Origin of the sequence: Agrococcus sp. SCSIO52902, assembly GCF_022983135.1 — a bacterium.
Taxonomy (GTDB): domain Bacteria; phylum Actinomycetota; class Actinomycetes; order Actinomycetales; family Microbacteriaceae; genus Agrococcus; species Agrococcus sediminis.
The window spans coordinates 2,177,268-2,194,476 of the sequence record NZ_CP095269.1; the positions used below are offsets into that span (position 1 = coordinate 2,177,268).

Annotated in this window: 19 protein-coding genes; 7 read left to right on the forward strand and 12 right to left on the reverse strand. The window is 74.5% G+C overall.

Annotation, left to right across the window (positions count from 1 at the left end):
• Window positions 1-21 precede the first annotated feature (21 nt).
• From MU522_RS10745 to MU522_RS10775, 7 genes are all read right to left on the reverse strand, one after another.
• Window positions 22-1,224, reverse strand: a complete 1,203-nt coding sequence (locus MU522_RS10745; RefSeq protein ID WP_246990935.1) for a cysteine desulfurase-like protein — start codon at window positions 1,222-1,224, stop codon at window positions 22-24.
• Between the two features lie 36 nt (window positions 1,225-1,260).
• Entirely contained in the window at window positions 1,261-2,712 is a 1,452-nt protein-coding gene (locus MU522_RS10750; protein ID WP_246990936.1) for a serine/threonine-protein kinase, read from the reverse strand.
• Window positions 2,713-2,804: 92 nt separating this feature from the next.
• The gene (locus MU522_RS10755; protein ID WP_128190023.1) at window positions 2,805-3,323 is read right to left on the reverse strand and encodes a metallophosphoesterase; all 519 of its coding nucleotides are present in this window, start codon (window positions 3,321-3,323) and stop codon (window positions 2,805-2,807) included.
• A 10-nt stretch (window positions 3,324-3,333) separates the two neighbouring features.
• Window positions 3,334-3,804, reverse strand: a complete 471-nt coding sequence (locus MU522_RS10760) for a plastocyanin/azurin family copper-binding protein (RefSeq protein ID WP_246990937.1) — start codon at window positions 3,802-3,804, stop codon at window positions 3,334-3,336.
• A 72-nt stretch (window positions 3,805-3,876) separates the two neighbouring features.
• Complete coding sequence (locus MU522_RS10765; RefSeq protein ID WP_246990939.1) at window positions 3,877-4,656, reverse strand: phosphatase PAP2 family protein; 780 nt, start codon at window positions 4,654-4,656, stop codon at window positions 3,877-3,879.
• The gene (locus MU522_RS10770; RefSeq protein ID WP_246990940.1) at window positions 4,653-4,832 is read right to left on the reverse strand and encodes a hypothetical protein; all 180 of its coding nucleotides are present in this window, start codon (window positions 4,830-4,832) and stop codon (window positions 4,653-4,655) included. The genes MU522_RS10765 and MU522_RS10770 overlap by 4 nt, the downstream gene beginning before the upstream one ends.
• Window positions 4,833-4,960: 128 nt before the next feature.
• Window positions 4,961-5,494, reverse strand: a complete 534-nt coding sequence (locus MU522_RS10775) for a MarR family transcriptional regulator (RefSeq protein WP_128189347.1) — start codon at window positions 5,492-5,494, stop codon at window positions 4,961-4,963.
• A 126-nt stretch (window positions 5,495-5,620) separates the two neighbouring features.
• On the opposite strand from MU522_RS10775, the gene MU522_RS10780 reads away from it, so the two are divergent.
• Window positions 5,621-5,932, forward strand: a complete 312-nt coding sequence (locus MU522_RS10780; protein ID WP_146356036.1) for a hypothetical protein — start codon at window positions 5,621-5,623, stop codon at window positions 5,930-5,932.
• A gap of 28 nt (window positions 5,933-5,960) precedes the next feature.
• On the opposite strand, the gene MU522_RS10785 is transcribed toward MU522_RS10780, so the two are convergent.
• Complete coding sequence (locus MU522_RS10785) at window positions 5,961-6,461, reverse strand: GNAT family N-acetyltransferase (protein WP_246990941.1); 501 nt, start codon at window positions 6,459-6,461, stop codon at window positions 5,961-5,963.
• Window positions 6,458-7,519, reverse strand: a complete 1,062-nt coding sequence (locus MU522_RS10790) for a PLP-dependent aspartate aminotransferase family protein (protein WP_246990942.1) — start codon at window positions 7,517-7,519, stop codon at window positions 6,458-6,460. Before MU522_RS10790 ends, MU522_RS10785 begins: the two co-directional genes overlap by 4 nt.
• Window positions 7,520-7,555: 36 nt before the next feature.
• Between MU522_RS10790 and MU522_RS10795 the strand changes: the two genes are divergently transcribed.
• The 3 genes from MU522_RS10795 to MU522_RS10805 are packed head-to-tail and all read left to right on the forward strand — an operon-like array spanning window position 7,556 to window position 10,652.
• Entirely contained in the window at window positions 7,556-8,662 is a 1,107-nt protein-coding gene (locus MU522_RS10795; RefSeq protein ID WP_246990944.1) for a crosslink repair DNA glycosylase YcaQ family protein, read from the forward strand.
• 20 nt (window positions 8,663-8,682) lie between these two features.
• Window positions 8,683-9,600, forward strand: a complete 918-nt coding sequence (locus tag MU522_RS10800) for a diacylglycerol kinase family protein (RefSeq protein ID WP_246990945.1) — start codon at window positions 8,683-8,685, stop codon at window positions 9,598-9,600.
• Complete coding sequence (locus MU522_RS10805) at window positions 9,597-10,652, forward strand: hypothetical protein (RefSeq protein ID WP_146356044.1); 1,056 nt, start codon at window positions 9,597-9,599, stop codon at window positions 10,650-10,652. Before MU522_RS10800 ends, MU522_RS10805 begins: the two co-directional genes overlap by 4 nt.
• Here MU522_RS10805 and MU522_RS10810 read toward each other — a convergent pair.
• The 3 genes from MU522_RS10810 to MU522_RS10820 form a co-directional block, all read right to left on the reverse strand.
• Complete coding sequence (locus MU522_RS10810) at window positions 10,649-11,647, reverse strand: IS481 family transposase (RefSeq protein WP_246993531.1); 999 nt, start codon at window positions 11,645-11,647, stop codon at window positions 10,649-10,651. The two genes, MU522_RS10805 and MU522_RS10810, sit on opposite strands and share 4 nt — an antisense overlap.
• A 159-nt stretch (window positions 11,648-11,806) precedes the next feature.
• Entirely contained in the window at window positions 11,807-13,816 is a 2,010-nt protein-coding gene (locus tag MU522_RS10815; RefSeq protein ID WP_246990946.1) for a S9 family peptidase, read from the reverse strand.
• A complete protein-coding gene (locus MU522_RS10820) occupies window positions 13,816-14,607 on the reverse strand; it encodes an SDR family oxidoreductase (RefSeq protein ID WP_246990948.1) in 792 nt (263 codons plus the stop codon). Before MU522_RS10820 ends, MU522_RS10815 begins: the two co-directional genes overlap by 1 nt.
• Window positions 14,608-14,731: 124 nt before the next feature.
• Here MU522_RS10820 and MU522_RS10825 point away from each other — a divergent pair, with 124 nt between their 5' ends.
• The 3 genes from MU522_RS10825 to MU522_RS10835 are packed head-to-tail and all read left to right on the forward strand — an operon-like array spanning window position 14,732 to window position 17,195.
• On the forward strand, window positions 14,732-15,190 hold the full coding sequence (locus MU522_RS10825; RefSeq protein WP_225792717.1) for an NfeD family protein: 459 nt from the start codon (window positions 14,732-14,734) through the stop codon (window positions 15,188-15,190).
• A gap of 14 nt (window positions 15,191-15,204) precedes the next feature.
• Window positions 15,205-16,458, forward strand: coding sequence for an SPFH domain-containing protein (locus MU522_RS10830; RefSeq protein WP_146356052.1), 1,254 nt, complete (start codon window positions 15,205-15,207; stop codon window positions 16,456-16,458).
• Window positions 16,455-17,195: a glycerophosphodiester phosphodiesterase family protein gene (locus MU522_RS10835; protein ID WP_246990951.1), complete on the forward strand. Its 741-nt coding sequence runs from the start codon at window positions 16,455-16,457 to the stop codon at window positions 17,193-17,195. The genes MU522_RS10830 and MU522_RS10835 overlap by 4 nt, the downstream gene beginning before the upstream one ends.
• Window positions 17,196-17,209 lie beyond the last annotated feature (14 nt).

Here is a 17,209-nt window from a genome sequence, read left to right on the forward strand (position 1 = left end):
CGCCCGAGCGGGGGAGCGGCGTCAGCGCAGCGCCGCCTCGAGCCCCTCGAGCAGCCGGTCGACGTCGCCGTCGTCGGTGTAGGGCGCGACGCCCATCCGCAGCCCCTCGTCGACGTCGAGGCCGAGCGCCCGGAACGGCTCGAGCGCGTAGAACGTGCCGGCGGGCGCGAGCACGTCGCGGTCGGCGAGCGCGCGCGACACGGCTCGCGCGTCGTGGCGGGGGAGCGTGACGAAGAGCGTGGGCGTGCGCTCCGCCGCGACCGAGTGCAGCACGACTCGGTCGCCGAGCCCGGCGAGGCCGCGCTCGATGCGCTCGCGCATGCGCAGCTCGTGCGCCTCGATGCTCGCGTGGCCCGCGAGCAGGCGCTCCCGCCGCGAGCCGGGCACCTCGGCGACATCCGCCAGCAGGTCGATCGCGGCTGTCACGCCCGCCATGAGCTCGTACGGCAGGGTGCCGAGCTCGAAGCGCTCCGGCACCGCGTCGGTCGACGGCAGGAGCTTGTCGGGCGTGAGCGACTCGAGCAGCGCCGGGTCGGCGGCGAGCGCGGCGCAGTGCGGTCCGAAGAGCTTGTACGGCGAGCAGACGAGTGTGTCGGCGCCGAGCGCCGCGGTGTCGATCGCGGCGTGCGCGGCGAGGTGCACCGCGTCGACGTGCACGAGCGCGCCCACCTCGTGCGCGCGCCGGGCGATGCGCGCGACGTCGGGCTTCGTGCCGAGCAGGTTGGATGCGCCGGTGACGGCGACGAGGCGGGTGCGGTCGGTGATCACCGCGTCGAGCTCGTCGAGGCGCAGGTCGGCGCTGCCGGGGTCGAGGCGCAGCCAGCGCACGGCCGCGCCGGCCGCCTCCGCCGCCTGCAGCCACGGGCGCACGTTGGCGTCGTGGTCGAGCTGCGAGACGACGACCTCGTCGCCCGGCCGCCACGTCTTCGCGAGCGCGCGCGAGAGGTCGTAGGTGAGCTGGGTGGCGCTGCGGCCGTAGACGATGCCGCGGGCGTCGGCGCCCAGCAGGTCGGCCATCGCCGCGCGGAAGGCGGCCACGGCGCGGTCGGCGTTGCGCTCGCTCTCGACGAGGCCGCCGCGGTTGGAGAGCGGCCCGGTGAGCGTGCGCGCGATCGCCTCGCCGACGACCGCGGGCGTCTGCGTGCCGCCGGGCCCGTCGAAGTGGGCGATGCCGGAGGCGAGGGATGGGAAGTGCGCGCGGAAGGCGGCGACGTCGAAGGCCATGGTGCTCCTCGGGGTGCGGGACGGATCCCGCTCAGGCTACGGGCGTCCGCCGCCGCCGTTGCCGTTGCCGCCGCCGGGTCCGGCGTTCTCGTTGCCGGAGTTCTCGGCGCCGGTGCTCGCGCCGCCCTGGCCGCCGCCGGACGTGCCGCCGCCGCCCGACGTGCTGCCGTCGGTCGTGACCGTCGCCGGGGCGATCGGTGCCGCGGGCGCCGGCTCAGCCGGCGCGGGGTCGGCGACCGCGGTCTCGGCAGGGGCCGTCTCGGTCGGTGCGGGCTCCGTCGGGGCAGGTGCGACGACGCTAGGGGCGGGAGGCTCGGACTCGATCACCGCTGGTTCGACCGTGGGTGCGGTCGGGTCGCCCGCCTGCAGCGCCATCGCGGGGACGGCGACGAGGAGCGCGGTGCCTGCGGCGAGCCCGCCGGCGATCGCCCAGCGGCGGCGCCTGCCGCGCGTCGCCGCGTCGGCCGTGCCCGCCTCGGGAGCGATGGCGGCGGACCGGAGCGTCTCGGCGGTGGTGCTGCGGTCGGCAGCCATCGCAGCGACGGGCGCGGGGCCGGAGTCGGCGGCGATGATCGCGGCGGTCGCGACGCTGCCGAGCGCCGCCGTCGCGTCGATGTCGCCGGTCGTGGCGACGGCGGCGGCCATCTCGATGAGCCGCTCGAGCACGGCCGCGGCCGTCGGGCGCGCCTCGGGCTCGCGCGCCGTCATCGCCGTCAGCAGCGACTTCCACTCGTAGCCGATCGAGCCGGGGATCTCGGGATCGCGCGCGAGCCGCGCGCTCAGCGACTCGAGCAGCGGCCCGGGGTACTCGCGGCGCCCCGTGAGCGCCTCGAGCAGCACGAGGCCGAGCGAGTAGATGTCGGAGGAGGGCGCGACGCGCGCGCCGGTGGCCTGCTCGGGGCTGAGGTAGGCGGCGGTGCCGAGCACCGTGCCGGTCGCGGTCAGCCGCGCGGCGCCCACGATGGCGGCGATGCCGAAGTCGGCGAGCTTCGCGTCGAAGTCCCTCCCGGGCACGAGCGAGGGCGCGAGCAGGATGTTCGCGGGCTTGATGTCGCGGTGCACCACCTCGCTCGCGTGCACGATGACGAGCGCCTCGGCCAGGTCGTGCGCGATGCGCCACGCCTGCTCCTGCGGGAGCGGCCCCTGGGCGAGGCGCGCGGCGAGCGTGGGCCCGTCGACGAGCTCCATCACCAGGTACGACACCAGCAGGCCGTCGAGCGTCGTGCTGCCCGCGTCGAAGAGGGTGACGAGCGCGCGGTGGTTGAGCGAGGCGAGCAGGTCGATCTCCGACCGCTCGCGCTGCAGGTCGGCCGGATCGGTGCTCTCGCGCACGATCGCCTTGACCGCGACCTCGCGCCCCAGCACCTCGTCGGTGGCCCGATGCACCGAGGCCATGCCGCCGGCGCCGATGCGCTCGCCGATGCGATAGCGCTCGGCGAGCAGGCTTCCCTGCTGGAGCGGGTCGGCAGCGCCCATGGCGTCCTCCATTTGTCCCCCTGAGCGTATCCCGCCCTTGGGGGACGGATGACCAGCGGACTCGCAGGAACAGGCGTGCGGGCCCACAGGAAGCAGCCGGCGCGTCAGCGCGGCGTCGGCACGAGCGCCACCTCGCCGAGCGCGCCGCCGTCGACGACCGCCGTCATCACGGTGCCGATCGGCTGGCGGCGCCGGTCGGTGGGGGAGCCCGGGTTCAGCAGGCGCAGCCCTCCGGGCGTCGTCGAGTCCCAGGGGATGTGCGAGTGGCCGAAGACGAGCACGTCGGCCGGCGCGGGGGAGGAGGGCCCGAAGCGCGCGTCGCATCGGCGCTCCCGGCCGGCGGCGGCGCCCGTCTCGTGCTCCACCGCGAAGCGGAGCCCATCGACCTCGAAGCGCGCGGTCTCGCCGAGCCGGCGGTGCAGCTCGGCGCCGTCGTTGTTGCCCGCGACGCCCACGAGGCGCGCTGCCCGCGACTCGAGCTCGTCGAGCAGCTCCGGCACCACCCAGTCGCCGGCGTGCACCACCAGGTCGGCCTCGTCGACGAGCCGCCACACCTGCTCCTGCAGCGCCTTCGCGCGCAGCGGCAGGTGGGTGTCGCTCAGCAGCAGCAGCCTGGTGGTCACGCGCGGCGCATCAGCCGGTGACCTCGACCTCGCCGACCATGGTCGCCGGGTGCGGGTCGCACACGAACGTGTAGGTGCCGGCCACGAGCGTCACCTGCACCGACGTCTCGTCGGTGCCCGCGACATCCGTCGCCACGTCGACGCCGCCGGGGCCGGTCAGGCGGAAGTTGTGGGCGGCGGTGCGGTCGGCGAAGGTGAGCGTGTAGTCGCCGGCCGCGAGCGTCTCGACGGGCTGGCCGTCGGCGTCGGTGAGCGCGATCTCGTACGCGTCGGGGTCATCGGCCGTGCCGACCATGCCGATGAGCGCCATCCCCGCCTCGTCGCCCGACGATGCGGGGGAGGAGGGCTCCGTCGCGGGTGCCGAGCTCGGCGCCGCGTCGCCGGAGGGCGGCGGAGCGGACTCACCGCTGGCGGAGCAGCCGGCGAGCGCCAGCGCGGCGGCTGCGAGGAGGGCGGTGATCGATGCGGATCGAGGTGTCATGGCGGTGCTCCCTTGTCGGTGGGTCCACAGCGGTTCGGAGCCGCGGGCCGCAGGGATGGGTCCGGGGATGGGTCAGGTGCCGTCGCGCTGGGCTGTCGAGAGCGGTCCGGTGATCGGCTCGCCCTTGACGCGGGCCGTGCGCAGGGTGTCGACGACGATCACGATCGCGAGGATCACGAACGACAGGCCGACCGACGCGATGACGTCGGTGAGCCAGTGGTAGCCGAGGTACAGCCGGCTGCCGATCTGCGCCACGATGCCGACCGCGGCGAGCGCGAAGAGGCCGATGCGCAGGGGGATGTGCCGCTGCCGCGAGGCGATGAGGTAGGCGGTGATGAGCAGGAAGTCGGATGCGCCGAGCACGTGCCCGGAGGGGAACGAGAAGGTGTGGTCGGCGCCGAGCACCATGAGGTCGATCGGGGGGCGCGGGTGCTGCACGAGGGGAGCGATGGAGAGGGCGCTGATCACGCCGAGCGCCATGCCGCCGCACAGCACGAGCGGGCGCCAGGCGTGGCTCGCGAGGATCGTCCAGCCGATGCAGACCACGAGCACGATGATGGGCATCGCGACGGGGCCGAAGACGTACGCGAGCACCGACATGGTGACGGTCTCTGCGTCGTCGCGGGCGTCGACGAACCACTGCTGCACGGGCTCGTTGAGCCTCGCGGCACCCGAGTCGGTGAGCACGCCCACGAGCATCACCGTGAAGATCGTGAGGCCCACGACGGCGAGCGCGATGGCGCTGCCGTAGAGGGTCCGCCGCTCCGAGCGGGAGATGTAGCGCTCCTCGACGAGGAACTTGCGACGCCACTCGGCGTCGAGGATGCGCGGGCTGCGGGTTGCTGCGGTCACCGGCTCAGCGTAGGGCCAGGCGCCGGCTCGGCTCGCTCCGTGAGCGTCGACGCGAACGCGCCGATCAGCGCGAGCGCGGCGAGCGTGACGATGCCGGTGGCGCCGAGGATGAAGAGGTTCATGGGGTCGTCGAGCGCGATGGTCGCGTCGTGGACGGATGCGGCGATGCGGAGCACGGGGGCCTGCCGTCCTGGTGGGTGGTCACGGTAGCCCGCGGGGCTGGGGGATCCCGGGGAGGCCTCGCCTCCGCTTGATCCGACATAATGTGCATTATCGGCGCTTGACGCAGGTGCGCCGGACGGGGCTAGGCGGTGAGCACGGGTGCCGGGGCCGGCTCCTCGTGCTCGTCGACCTGCTCGACGGCCGCGACCATCCGCTGCAGGAAGCTCGCGACGGCGAGGCGCTCGGTCTCGTCCATGCTGTCGATGACGTCGATCATGCGACGGTGCATCGCGCCGAGCGTCGCGCGCACCTCGGTGTCGGTATCGGTCGTCGGCACGACGATCGTCGCGCGCCGGTCGTCGGGATGCGGCTCGCGGCGCACGTGGCCGCTGCGCACCAGGCGGTCGACGAGTGCCGTCACCGACGGCGACGCGAGCCCGAGGGCGTGCGCGAGATCGCGCTGCCGCATGAGCTCGCCGCTGCGCTGCGTCTGCAGCAGGATGCGCAGCGCCAGCAGGTCGGTCTCGCCCATGCCCATCGACGAGCGCGTCCGGGCGCGCATCGCGCCCTCCGTCGCGCGGTACCGGCGCAGCAGGTTCAGCACGTCGACGCTCGTCGGCACGCCGTGCTGCGGGTACCAGTAGCCCGAGCCCTCGTTCGACTCCGCCTGCCGCATCTCCGCCTCCGCTCCCGTGCGCCGCGTCCCCCGGGCCGTGCCTGGGAATCCGCTGTCAGGTCCGACTATACCGTTCGAGCGTGATACATTTCGATCGTCGAACTACCGAATCTCGAAGGAGCGGTCATGACCGACACGATGGCAAGGCCGAACCGCTCCGAGACGATCGATGCGACCGCCGTGACGTGGGCCACGCCCGGCAACGGCCTCTGGGTCGCGAGCCGCGCCGACGACGACGGCCTGACGTTCCTGGGCTTCGTCGAGGAGAGCCTCGAGGAGTTCGTCGCGGTCGACGGCGCCGGCGCCTCGCTCGGCCGCTACCCCGACCTCGCGGCGGCGCAGGCGTCGTTCTCGATCGACGACGCGGCACCGATCCGCGACGGCTGGGACGCCGCAGGCGCCCGGCTCGTGCGCCCCTCGCGGCTGCGGCTGGGCTGAGCGGCGCTCCCCCGGCGCCCGCGGCCGCTCAGCGGCCGGCGAGCTCCGCGAGCCGCTCGCCCGAGAGCCGCTGCGTCGTCCACTCCGACATCGGCTCGGCGCCGATCGAGCGGTAGAAGGCGATCGAGGGCGCGTTCCAGTCGAGCACGGTCCACTCGAAGCGCCGGTAGCCGCGCTCGACGCACTCGGCCGCCAGCGCCGACATGAGCGCGCGGCCGTGGCCGCGCCCGCGCATCCGCTCGTCGACGTAGAGATCCTCGAGCCAGATGCCGTGCGTGCCCGTCCAGGTCGAGTAGGTGACGAACCAGATCGCGATGCCGACGATCGCGCCGTCCTGCTCGACCACGTGCGCGAAGACGCGCGGCTCGTCGCCGAAGAGGGCCGCCGTCAGCATCGGCGCGGTGTTCTCGACCGCGTCGGGCTCGCGCTCGTAGCGCGCGAGCGCCTCGATCATCGCGAGGATGCCGGGCTCGTCGCCGGGCCGCGCGGGGCGCAGCACCGCGCCATCGGCGAGCGGGCGCGCCGTCATGCCGCCAGCGCCCGCAGCAGGTCGTCGGCGAGGTCGTCGATGTGCTCGATGCCGACCGAGAGGCGGATGAGCCCCTCCGGGATGGTCGGGGCCTCGGTCGCCCACCGGCGCCGACGCTCGAGGGTGGACTCCACTCCCCCGAGGCTCGTCGCCGGGATCCACAGGCGCACGCGCTCGACGACGCGGTCGGCGGCCGCCGCATCGGCGAGCACGATCGCGAGCACCGTCCCGAACCCGGGATCGCGCACCTCGACGACGCCCGGCGCATCCGCGAGCCTGCGCGTCAGCTCGCGCGCGTTCGCCTGCGCGCGCTCGAGGCGCACCGAGAGGGTGCGCAGGCCCCGGAGCGCCAGGAACGCCTCCATCGGGCCCGGGATCGCGCCGTGCAGCCCGCGGTGCTGGCGGATGCGCTCGGCGAGGTCGGCGCTGCCGGTCGCGACCGCGCCGAGCACGATGTCGCTGTGCCCGGCGATGAGCTTCGTCGCGGAGTGCACCACGACGTCGGCGCCGTCCTCGAGCGGCCGCTGCACGAGCGGCGACGCGAACGTGCTGTCGACGACGCTCAGCGCGCCGGCGGCCCGCGCCGCGGCGGCGAGCCTCGCGATGTCGGCGACCTCGAGCGCGGGGTTCGTGGGCGACTCGATCCACACCATCGCCGCGCCGGGCATCGCGGCCTCGACGGCGGCGGCGTCGGCGATGTCGACCCGACGCACCTCGAAGCGGCCCTCCGCGGCGCCGGTGTCGAGCAGCATCAGGGTGTGCTGGTATGCGTGCTGCGGCACGACGACCGCGCCGCCGTGCGGCACGAGCGCGGCGACCGCGCTCACCGCGGCCATGCCGCTCGCGAACGAGATGCACTCGCCGCCCTCGAGCGCGCCGAGCGCCTCCTCGAGCGCCGTCCACGACGGGTTGCCGTAGCGCGCGTACTCGAGCTCGCCGCCGGCGACGAACGCGCTCGCGAAGGTCACCGGCTCGTTGAAGGGGGCGCCGGGCACGTGGGCGGGGCGGCCCGCGCTCACCGTGACGGTCTCGGGACGGAGCGCAGCGCGATCAGACATGGCACCATCCTGGCACCGCGGCACTACCGTCGACGCATGGCCGAGCCGCGCACGATCCCGCGCGCCGAGGCGCGCCGCATCGCGGTGCGGGCGCAGCTGCTCGACGCCGAGCGCGCGCTCGTCGGCGGCTCCGACTACCTCGTCGACGTGGCGCGGCACCTGACGCTGCTGCAGGTCAACGTCACCGACATCGTGATGCCCGCCGCCGAGCACGTCGCCTGGTCGCGGCTGGGGCACGCGATCGACGCCGGCGCGGTGCGCCGGGCGGCCGAGGTCGAGCAGTCGCTGTTCGAGTGGATCCTGCAGCCGTCGCCGCGCGAGCCGCACGCGGTCGCGCTCGTGCCGACGGCCGACCTGCCGCTGCACCGGCCCGAGATGGCCGCGGCCGCCGCACGCGGCGGCGAGTGGCTCGACCAGAACGCCGGCTTCCGCCAGCGGCTGCTCGAGCAGCTGCGCGCCGACGGACCGCTCCCCCAGCGCGAGATCGACGACACCGCCGACGCGCCCTACGCCTCGAGCGGCTGGAACACCGGCCGCGACGTCGCCATGATGCTGGAGCACCTGCTGCGCGCCGGGGTCGTCGCGGTCGCCGAGCGCGCCGGCCTCGAGCGGGTGTGGGACCTCGCCGAGCGCGTGCTGCCGCCGGGTCCGTCGCTCGACGCGGCCGAGGCCGCCGCGGAGCGCGACCGCCGGCGGCTGCGCTCCCTCGGCATCGCGCGTCCGGCGCTCGTCGGCGACGCGGGCGTGCCGGTGCTCGTCGAGGGCACGCGGCGCGAGTGGCGGCTCGACGAGGCGGCGACCGCGGAGGGATTCGCCGGGCGCGTCGCCATCCTCTCCCCCGTCGACCGCCTCATCGCCGAGCGGCGGCGCATGGCGGAGCTCTTCGCCTTCGACTACGCGCTCGAGCAGTACACGCCGGCGGCGAGGCGACGCTGGGGCGCTTTCGCGCTGCCCATCCTCGACGGCGACCGGCTGGTGGGCAAGGTCGACGCCCGCACCGACCGCGACGCCGGCGCGCTGCGCGTGGCCCGCATCCACTGGGACGCGGAGCCCGACCGGCGCCTGCGGCGCGCCGTCGACGCCGAGCTCGAGTCGATGGCGGCGTGGCTCGGCGGCAGGCTCGTCGTCGCCGACGCGGGCTGAGCGCTCGCTAGCCTGGCCGCGTGCCCGAGCTCGTCGTCATCGGCAACCCCACGGCCCGCGGTGCCGCGCGGGCCGTCGACGCGGTGCTGCGCGAGGCGGCGCGCGCGGGCCTCGACGCGCGGGTCGCTGCGACCACCGCGGCCGAGCCTGGCGGCGCGCAGGCCCGCGCGGCGCTCGCAGCCGGGGCGGATGCGGTCGTGGCGGTCGGCGGCGACGGCACGGTCCGTGCGATCGCGGCCGAGCTCGCGCACACCGGCATGCCGCTCGGCATCGTGCCTGCCGGCACGGCCAACCTGTTCGCGAGGAACCTCGACCTGCCGCTGCACGACGTCGCCGCCGCGGCGCGCGTCGCGGTCTCCGGCCCGACCGCGCACATCGACCTCGGCCGCGTGGTGCTGACGCGCGCCGGCGGCGAGCGCGAGCCGGAGGCGCCGTTCCTGGTCGTCGTGGGGGTCGGGAACGACGCGCTCGCGGTCGAGGCATCGTCGCTGCGCGCGAAGCGCCGGCTCGGCTGGCTCTCCTACGTCGCCGCGGGCGCGCGCCGCTTCGGGCACCCGAGCTTCGCCGTGCGCGGCCGCTTCGACGGCGGGCCGGTCGAGGCGGCCCGCGCGTGGAGCGTGCTCGTGCACAACGCCGCGCGCATCCCCGCGGGGCTGCGGGTGCTGCCGGGCACCCGGCTCGACGACGGACTGCTGCACGTGGCCACGGTGAGCCCGCGCCACCTCGCGCACTGGGGCCGCATCGCCGCCGCGGGCGCGGGGCTCGCGCGCGCGGAGGGCGTGCTGCGGCACCGGCGCGCCGAGCGGGTGACGCTCGGCGCCGTCGACGCCCCGATGCCTGTGCAGCTCGACGGCGACCCGGCGGGCAGGGCCGAGCGGATCGACGCGCGCATCGATCACGCCGCGCTCAGGGTGCGGGTGCCAGGATCGGAGCCGTGAACCCCTCCGAGGCCCTGGCCAAGCTGCGCGCGACCCCCGAGGGCGCGCTCGAGTCCGTGCTCGCCCAGATCGACCTGCAGCGCACGGTCGACGCCATCGCCGGCAACCTCCTCACGGGGCTCCTGCGCCGGCGGGAGCGGCGCGAGCTCGTGCAGCTGCTGTGCGTCGACCGCTCCGCCGAGCTGAGCCCCGCCATGCGCGCGCGCATCGTGCACGCGCTGCGCGGCCTGCCGCTCGATCCGACGGTGTCGCACGGCGTGCGCAGCATGCTGCTGTCGCTCACGGGCGAGCCGTTCCGCGACATGAAGTACCTGCTGAACGCCTCCGGCGACCGGCACGACCTCGAGCACGTCGTCTACGAGCGGCTGCTGCCCGCCGACCGCGAGGCGGTGCTCGCCCACATCGCCGCCGAGGCCGCCGACTCCCCCGTCCACGACCTCCGCATCCTGTGCGACATCGACGACACGGTGCGCGCCATGCTGCACGAGACGCGCTACCCGCGCGGCATCGTCTACCCGGGCGTGGTCGAGCTGCTCATCGAGCTCGACGAGGGCCACTCCGGCGAGCCGTCGCGCCCCGGCGACCTGACGTTCGTCACCGCGCGCCCCGAGGGGCCCCGCGGCCTCATCGAGCAGTACACGCGCGGCGGGCTCGCCGACCTGGGGCTGCCGCCGCACGCGGTGCTCGGCGGCTCCTTCCTCAACCTCTTCACGAAGAAGTCGATCAAGCAGCGCAAGCTGCAGAACTTCGACCGGGAGCGCGAGCTGTTCCCCGAGTGCCGCTTCATGTTCCTCGGCGACAGCGGCCAGGCCGACCCGCAGGTGGGCGCCGAGATGCTGCGCCGCGGCGCGGGCCTCGGCGTGGCAGTGCTCATCCACGAGGTCGTGCCCGTCGAGGGCGCGGCGCGCGCCGAGCTCGAGGCCGCCGGCATCCGCTTCCACTCCTCCTACGACGAGGCGGCGCGCATCGCGCACGAGCTGGGCCTGCTCGACGACGAGGGCCGCGACCGGGTCGTGGCCGCGGTCGCCGACGGGGTGCAGCCCACGGCCTAGATGTAGTTCCCCGTGACGTTGTGAACGCGTTGGGCGGGGGTGAGGCCTCCGATGCCGGTGTGGGGTCGATGGTGATTGTAGGTGTGGAGCCAGGCCGCGTAGGTGGCTGCGCGGTCGGCGTCTGAGGCGTAGGTGACGGCGTAGGCCCATTCAGCGGCGAGGGTGCGGTTGAAGCGCTCGACCTTCCCGTTCGTCTGGGGCCGGTAGGGGCGCGTGAATCGGTGCTGCGCGCCCTCGAGCGCGTCGCGGAAGGCGTGCGAGCGGTAGCAGGAGCCGTTGTCGGTCATCACAGCGGCGACGTCGATGCCGGCGTCGACGAAGAACGCGCGCGCTCTCAACCAGAAGCCTGCGGCGGTCTCCTTGCGCTCGTCGAGGAGGATCTCTGAGTAGGCGAGCCGGGAGTGGTCGTCGACCGCGTGGTGCAGATAGGTGAAACCTCGCCCGGGCGCGGCCCCGGCGCGTGCTGCCCGATCGCGGATGACGCTCGCCGCCCGATCCTGCGCGGAGCCGCGGCCGTGGACGCGCCAGCCGCCTCCATCCGGGATGCGGCCGAGCTTCTTGATGTCGACGTGGACCAGCTGGCCCGGCGCGGTCGCCTCGTAGCGGATCGGTGTCGGCCGCCGGGTCGGCAGCCCGGTCGCTTGATCCAGATGCGCCAGCGGCGGCATCCGGTAGCGGTGCAGCACCCGCCCGACGGTCGAGCGCGGAACGCCCAAGTGGTAGCCGATGCGGTGCGGACCCCAGCGGCGGGAGAAGCGCAGGCTCACGATCCGATGCTCCAGGCGCATTGGCGTCCGGCCCGGCGACGAGCCCGGCCGGGACGAGCGGTCCGTCATCGGCTCGCCATCGCGGAACCGGCGCGACCACCGCGACGCTGTCGCCGGAGACACCTGGAACCGCTCCGCCGCGCGCCGGACCGGCCAGCCCTGCTCGACGATCAGCCGAGCCAGCCGCTCCCTCCCGACCGCAGTCAAAGGAGCATTAGCGTGAACCATGAAGGCCTCCGTTTGGACGAGTGAGCTTGGTAACCCACATCCTCCACGGAGGCCTTCACTCAACCCGAGCGTTCACAACCTCCCGGGGAAGTACACCTAGCCCGGGCCGCCTAGCCCCGCCGCGCGAGCGATGCCGCTCGACGGGGCCGGCCGTCCCGCCTACTGCCCGTGGTTCCGCTGCGTCGGCAGGTGCTTCGCCCACCAGCGCAGCACGTGCTCGAAGCGCTCGACGCGGTGCCGCGGCTGGCCCGAGCGCGTCAGCTCGTGGTTCTCGCCCGGGAACAGCAGCAGCGCCGTCTCGACGCCGTTGCGCTTGAGGGCGGCCCAGTAGCGCTGCGCCTGCTCGGGCGGGCACCGCCAGTCCTGCTCGGAGTGCACGACGAGCGTCGGCGTCCGCACGTCCCCGACGCGCGCCATCGGGCTCTGCGCCCGCATCGCATCCGGGTCGGTGCCGGTGTACTCGCCGCCGAAGAACCAGCCGATGTCGCTCGTGCCGGCGAACGACTCGGGGTCGAGGAAGCCGCGCTCGACGATCGCCGCCGCGAAGCGGTGGTCGTGCGCGATCGTCCACGCCGTGAGGTAGCCGCCGTAGGAGCCGCCCATGATGCCGAGCCGCTCGCGGTCGAGCTCGGGGTGGGCGTCGATGGATGCGTCGAGGAAGTCGAGTGCGTCTGCCATGTCGACCGTGCCCATGGCCTGGCGGATCGCGATGCCGTGCTCGCGGCCGTAGCCGGCCGAGCCGCGCGGGTTGCACTGCACGACCGCGTAGCCCGCGTCGACCGCGACCTGCGCCTCGTCGAACACGCCCACGCCGTACTGCGCGAACGGCCCGCCGTGGATGTTCAGCAGCACGGGGTGCGGCCCCTCGCCCTCGGGCACCCAGACCCAGCCGTGCACCGTGCCGCCGTCGGGGGTGGGGAACTCGTGCTCGACGGGCGCGGCGACGCCGGCCTCCGCGAGGGGCGCGCCGAAGTCGGTGAGCACGGTCACGCCGCGGTCGTCGAGCACGGCCACCTCGCCGGCGGACGTCGGCGTCGCGACGGTCGCGACGGTGACGCCGTCGCCCACGCCGTGGCCGATGACCTCGACGTCGCCGCCGATGAGCTCCTTCGAGCCGCCGCCGGTGACGTGCACGAGCACGACGCGGCCGCGGCGGCGCTGCTGCACGAGCACGCCGTCCTCGACGACGGTCGCGTGGCTGCCCGGCTCGCCCAGGTCGACGGTGTCGCCCTCGGTGACCTCCTCCGGGTGCGCGCCGGGGTGCTCGAGCACGAACAGCTGCGTGCTGCGGCCGACGAAGTCGCGACCGGACTCCCCCATCTGCTGCGCGAGCAGCACGAAGCCGCCGTCGGGCGTCGGCTGCACCTCGGCGACCGAGAGCCCCGCGCGCGAGCTGAGGATCGTGTGCGGCTCGCCCTCGGCGACGCCCGCGTCGAACTCGACGACCGCGTTCAGCAGGTCGTCGTCGCGGGTGTCGTGGCGCGCCGTGATGCACAGCACGCGCTCGCCGTCGGCCGAGAAGGCCGGCGCCGAGTGGTCGAACTCGCCGTGGCTGAGGCGGATGGCCTCCGGCGCGTGCGGGGCGTCGTCGATGCGACCCGGCTCGTCGTGCGGGTGCGCGGCGCGCTCGTAGCGGGGCTCGCCGTCGAGGTCGGGCAGCGGCGCGACGAACAGGTGCGACCGGCGGCCGATGAGGCTGCCGGTGCCGTTGGCCAGGTTGCGGTTGCGCGTGATGAGGCGCGCGGGCTCCTGCGCGGCGCTCACGCCCTCGACCGAGCCGTAGCGGCCCGGCTCGAGCACGGCTGCCGTGAAGGCGATGCGGGTGCCGTCGGGCGAGACGGCGTACTCGAGCACGCCGCCGGGCTGCGCGGTGGCCTGCACCGGCTCGCCGCCGTCGACGCGCATCGCCCACACCTGCGGCTTGCCGGCATCGTCGTCGCGCACGAGCAGCAGCGTGCCGCCGTCGGGCGTGAGGCGCGGCGAGCGGTCGGCGACGCCGCCGGTGATGCGGCGCCGGGCGCCGTCGCGCAGCGACACGCGCCACAGCTGGCCGACGTTGCGGTTGGCGCGGAGGCTCGGCCTCGAGGCGGCGACCACGGCGTACTCGCCGCTCGGGTGGACGGCCGGGCGGGAGAGCGAGACGAGGCGCTCGATGTCGTCGGCGCGCATCAGGCCTGCCCTCCCTCGTCGGTCGCGAAGCCGGAGACGTCGCCGACGAGGCGCGTGCTGTCGGCGGGCACCGGCTCGACGGCGGCGAGCGCCACCTCGCGGGCGAACTCCTCGACGTTGTAGAGCCGGCCGGCGTCCTCGCGGCGGCTCGCGATCGCGCCGGGGTTGGCGCGCTCGAGCAGGGTCGCGGTGATGGTGCCCTCGATCATGTCGCCCGAGACCACCACGAGCTCGATGCCGCGCTCGGCGAGGGCGGGGATGCGCTCGCGGAGGGCGTCCTCGCCCGCGCGCTTCGACAGCGCGACGGCCTCGTACTCGGGCATCGTCGGCGTCGTGCGGATGAAGTGCGCCTGGTGGCTCGTGACGAAGACGACCCGCGCGCCGTCGCGCAGCACCGGCACGGCCGCGTCGAGCAGCGCGACCTGCGCGTCGCGGTTGAGCCGCATCGCGTAGTCCTCGCCCATGCCGGCCTCCATGCCGCCGGAGGCGTTCATCACGAGGATGTCGAGGCCGCCGAAGCGCTCCTCGGCGGCGGCGAACATCGCCGCGACGCTGGCGGCGTCGGTCAGGTCGGCCTGCACGGCGATCGCCTGCACGCCCTGGGCCTCGGCCGCGGCGACGACCTTCTCGGCGCGCGGGGCCTTGGCGCGGTAGTTGACGACCACGTCGGCGCCCGCGCGGGCCAGCAGGTCGACGGTCGCGGCGCCGATGCCGCGGCTCGAGCCGGTGACGAGTGCGGTGCGGCCCGACAGCGAGCCGGGTGCGAGGGATGCGGAGGCGGGATCGGGCACGGGAGCTCCTTCGGTTCCCCACGACACTACTGGGCCGCCCGTGCGAGATGGGCCGGGGCGCGAGGGGCGGGCAGGCAGCCGCGCGCCTGGCCCGGACACAGCATCCGCTGACTACGCTGGCGACGTGGACCTCATCCAATACGCATGGATCGCGTGGCTCGTGGTGGCGCTCGTGTGCTTCATCATCGAGATGGTCACGCTCGAGTTCACGTTCCTCATGATCGGGATGTCGTCGGTGGTCGGCCTCGTCTCGAGCATCACCGGTCTCCCCTGGTGGGCGCAGATCCTGATCGCCGCCGCGTCGGCCCTGCTGCTCCTGCTGCTCGTGCGGCCCAAGCTGCTGCAGCGCCTCCACGAGTCCGGCGAGGTCAACAAGCAGGGCATCGAGGCCCTGCTCGGGATGCCCGGCGAGGTCACCCGCTCGTTCGAGCGCGGCGCCGGCGAGGTGACGCTCGCGAACGGCGACACCTGGACCGCCCGCCTCTCCCCCACCGTGCAGCCGCGCGACCCCGACGTCGGCGAGCGCATCGTCGTCACCGCCATCGACGGGGCGACGGCGATCGTCGTCCCCGCCCAGCGATAGACCAAGGAGACCCCATGCCGATCGACGGAGGATTCATCCTCGGAGTGTTCCTGACGATCGTGGTGATCCTCGTCGTCCTGTTCGTGCTCGTCACGCTCTTCAGGTCGATCCGGATCATCAAGCAGGGCTTCACCGGCGTGGTCGAGCGGCTCGGCCGCTTCCACCGGGTGCTGCAGCCAGGCCTCAACTTCCTCGTGCCGTTCATCGACCGGGTCGCGTACCACGTCGACATGCGCGAGCAGGTGCGCTCGTTCCCGCCGCAGCCGGTGATCACCGAGGACAACCTGGTCGTCTCGATCGACACCGTCGTCTACTTCCAGGTCACCGACGCGCGAGCGGCGACCTACGAGATCGCCGACTACCTGTCGGCCGTCGAGCAGCTCACCACCACGACGCTCCGCAACGTCGTCGGCGGCATGAACCTCGAGGAGGCGCTCACCAGCCGCGACACGATCAACGGCCAGCTGCGCAACGTGCTCGACCAGGCCACCGGCAAGTGGGGCCTGCGCGTCGGCCGCGTCGAGCTGAAGGCGATCGACCCGCCCCACTCCATCCAGGACTCGATGGAGAAGCAGATGCGCGCCGAGCGCGACCGCCGCGCCGCGATCCTCACCGCCGAGGGCTCGAAGCAGTCGCAGATCCTCGAGGCCGAGGGCCTCCGCCAGTCCGAGATCCTCCGCGCCGAGGGCCAGGCGAAGGCCCAGGTGCTGCGCGCCAAGGGCGATGCCGAGGCGCAGGTGCTGCTGGCGAAGGGCGAGTCGGAGGCCATCGAGCGCGTCTTCGCCGCCATCCACGAGGGTGACGCCGACGACAAGCTGCTCGCCTACCAGTACCTCCAGACCCTGCCGAAGCTCGCCGAGGGCGACGCCAACAAGCTGTGGATCATCCCGTCCGAGCTCACGGACGCCCTGCAGGGCGTGGGACGCGGGTTCTTCGAGGGCCGCGCCCAGGTGCCGTTCCAGAAGCAGCAGGGCAAGCACTCCGACGCCGCCGAGCCGTCGATCCTCGACGAGACCTTCCAGGCCGACTCCGTGAGCGACGTCGAGGTGCCGTCGATCGCCGAGACGCTGCAGGCGTCGGGCATCGACCCGCAGGGCGCGGGGCAGACCGACGCGGTCTCCTCCTCGACGTCGCTCGCCGACGAGACGCCCGACGCCGACTACGGCGAGGCGCTCGAGGCGGCCCGCGACGCGGCCGCCGACCTGCCGCGCGCCGACGGCGACGACCCGCGCGGCGCATCCGACGGCAGCGGGTCGCCCCGGCAGTGACCTACCTCACCCCGGCCCCGCCGCGGGTGCTCGCCCACCGCGGGCTGGCGCTCGAGGCGCCCGAGAACACCATGCGCGCCTTCATCGCGGCGCTCGACGCGGGGGCGACGTTCCTCGAGACCGACGTGCACGCGACCGCCGACGGCGTCGCGGTCATCGCGCACGACCCGAGCCTCGACCGCGTCGCGGGGCGCGACATCGTCATCGAGGAGACGCTCTGGCAGGACCTCTCCGAGATCGACCTCGGCCAGAGCGAGGGCGTGCCGGGCCTGCGCGAGGCGCTGCTGGCGCTGCCCGACGCGCGCTGGAACATCGACCTGAAGTCGGATGCGGCGGTCGTGCCGGCGGTGCGCGCGGTCGTCGAGGCCAAGGCCGCCTCGCGCGTGCTCCTCACCTCGTTCTCCGAGCGGCGTCGGCGCCAGGCGCTCGCCCTGCTGCCGGAGGTCGCGACGAGCGCCTCGCAGCCGATGGTGGTGCGCGCGCTCGCCGCGCAGCGGCTCGGACTGCAACGGGCGCTCGCGCGCGTGCTCGAGCCGGTCGAGGCGCTGCAGGTGCCGCGGCGGCACCGCGGCATCGAGATCCTCACCGAGCGCAGCATCGCCGCGTTCCGCGCGGCGGGCGTCGAGGTGCACGCGTGGACGATCAACGACCCGGCCGAGATGCAGGAGCTCCTCGCGATGGGCGTCGACGGGATCGTCACCGATCGCTGCGACCTGGCGCTGCCGCTGCTGCCGTAGGCGGATCGGCGCGC

What these genes read in the sequence shown, in the direction of transcription:
- MU522_RS10780 (WP_146356036.1), top strand. Translation starts at nt 5,621, where the DNA reads ATGACCGACACGATGGCAAGGCCGAACCGCTCCGAGACGATCGATGCG.
- MU522_RS10815 (WP_246990946.1), bottom strand. Translation starts at nt 13,816, where the DNA reads ATGCGCGCCGACGACATCGAGCGCCTCGTCTCGCTCTCCCGCCCGGCC.
- MU522_RS10790 (WP_246990942.1), bottom strand. Translation starts at nt 7,519, where the DNA reads ATGTCTGATCGCGCTGCGCTCCGTCCCGAGACCGTCACGGTGAGCGCG.
- MU522_RS10795 (WP_246990944.1), top strand. Translation starts at nt 7,556, where the DNA reads ATGGCCGAGCCGCGCACGATCCCGCGCGCCGAGGCGCGCCGCATCGCG.
- MU522_RS10810 (WP_246993531.1), bottom strand. Translation starts at nt 11,647, where the DNA reads ATGGTTCACGCTAATGCTCCTTTGACTGCGGTCGGGAGGGAGCGGCTG.
- MU522_RS10750 (WP_246990936.1), bottom strand. Translation starts at nt 2,712, where the DNA reads ATGGAGGACGCCATGGGCGCTGCCGACCCGCTCCAGCAGGGAAGCCTG.
- MU522_RS10760 (WP_246990937.1), bottom strand. Translation starts at nt 3,804, where the DNA reads ATGACACCTCGATCCGCATCGATCACCGCCCTCCTCGCAGCCGCCGCG.
- MU522_RS10745 (WP_246990935.1), bottom strand. Translation starts at nt 1,224, where the DNA reads ATGGCCTTCGACGTCGCCGCCTTCCGCGCGCACTTCCCATCCCTCGCC.
- MU522_RS10775 (WP_128189347.1), bottom strand. Translation starts at nt 5,494, where the DNA reads ATGCGGCAGGCGGAGTCGAACGAGGGCTCGGGCTACTGGTACCCGCAG.
- MU522_RS10830 (WP_146356052.1), top strand. Translation starts at nt 15,205, where the DNA reads ATGCCGATCGACGGAGGATTCATCCTCGGAGTGTTCCTGACGATCGTG.
- MU522_RS10785 (WP_246990941.1), bottom strand. Translation starts at nt 6,461, where the DNA reads ATGACGGCGCGCCCGCTCGCCGATGGCGCGGTGCTGCGCCCCGCGCGG.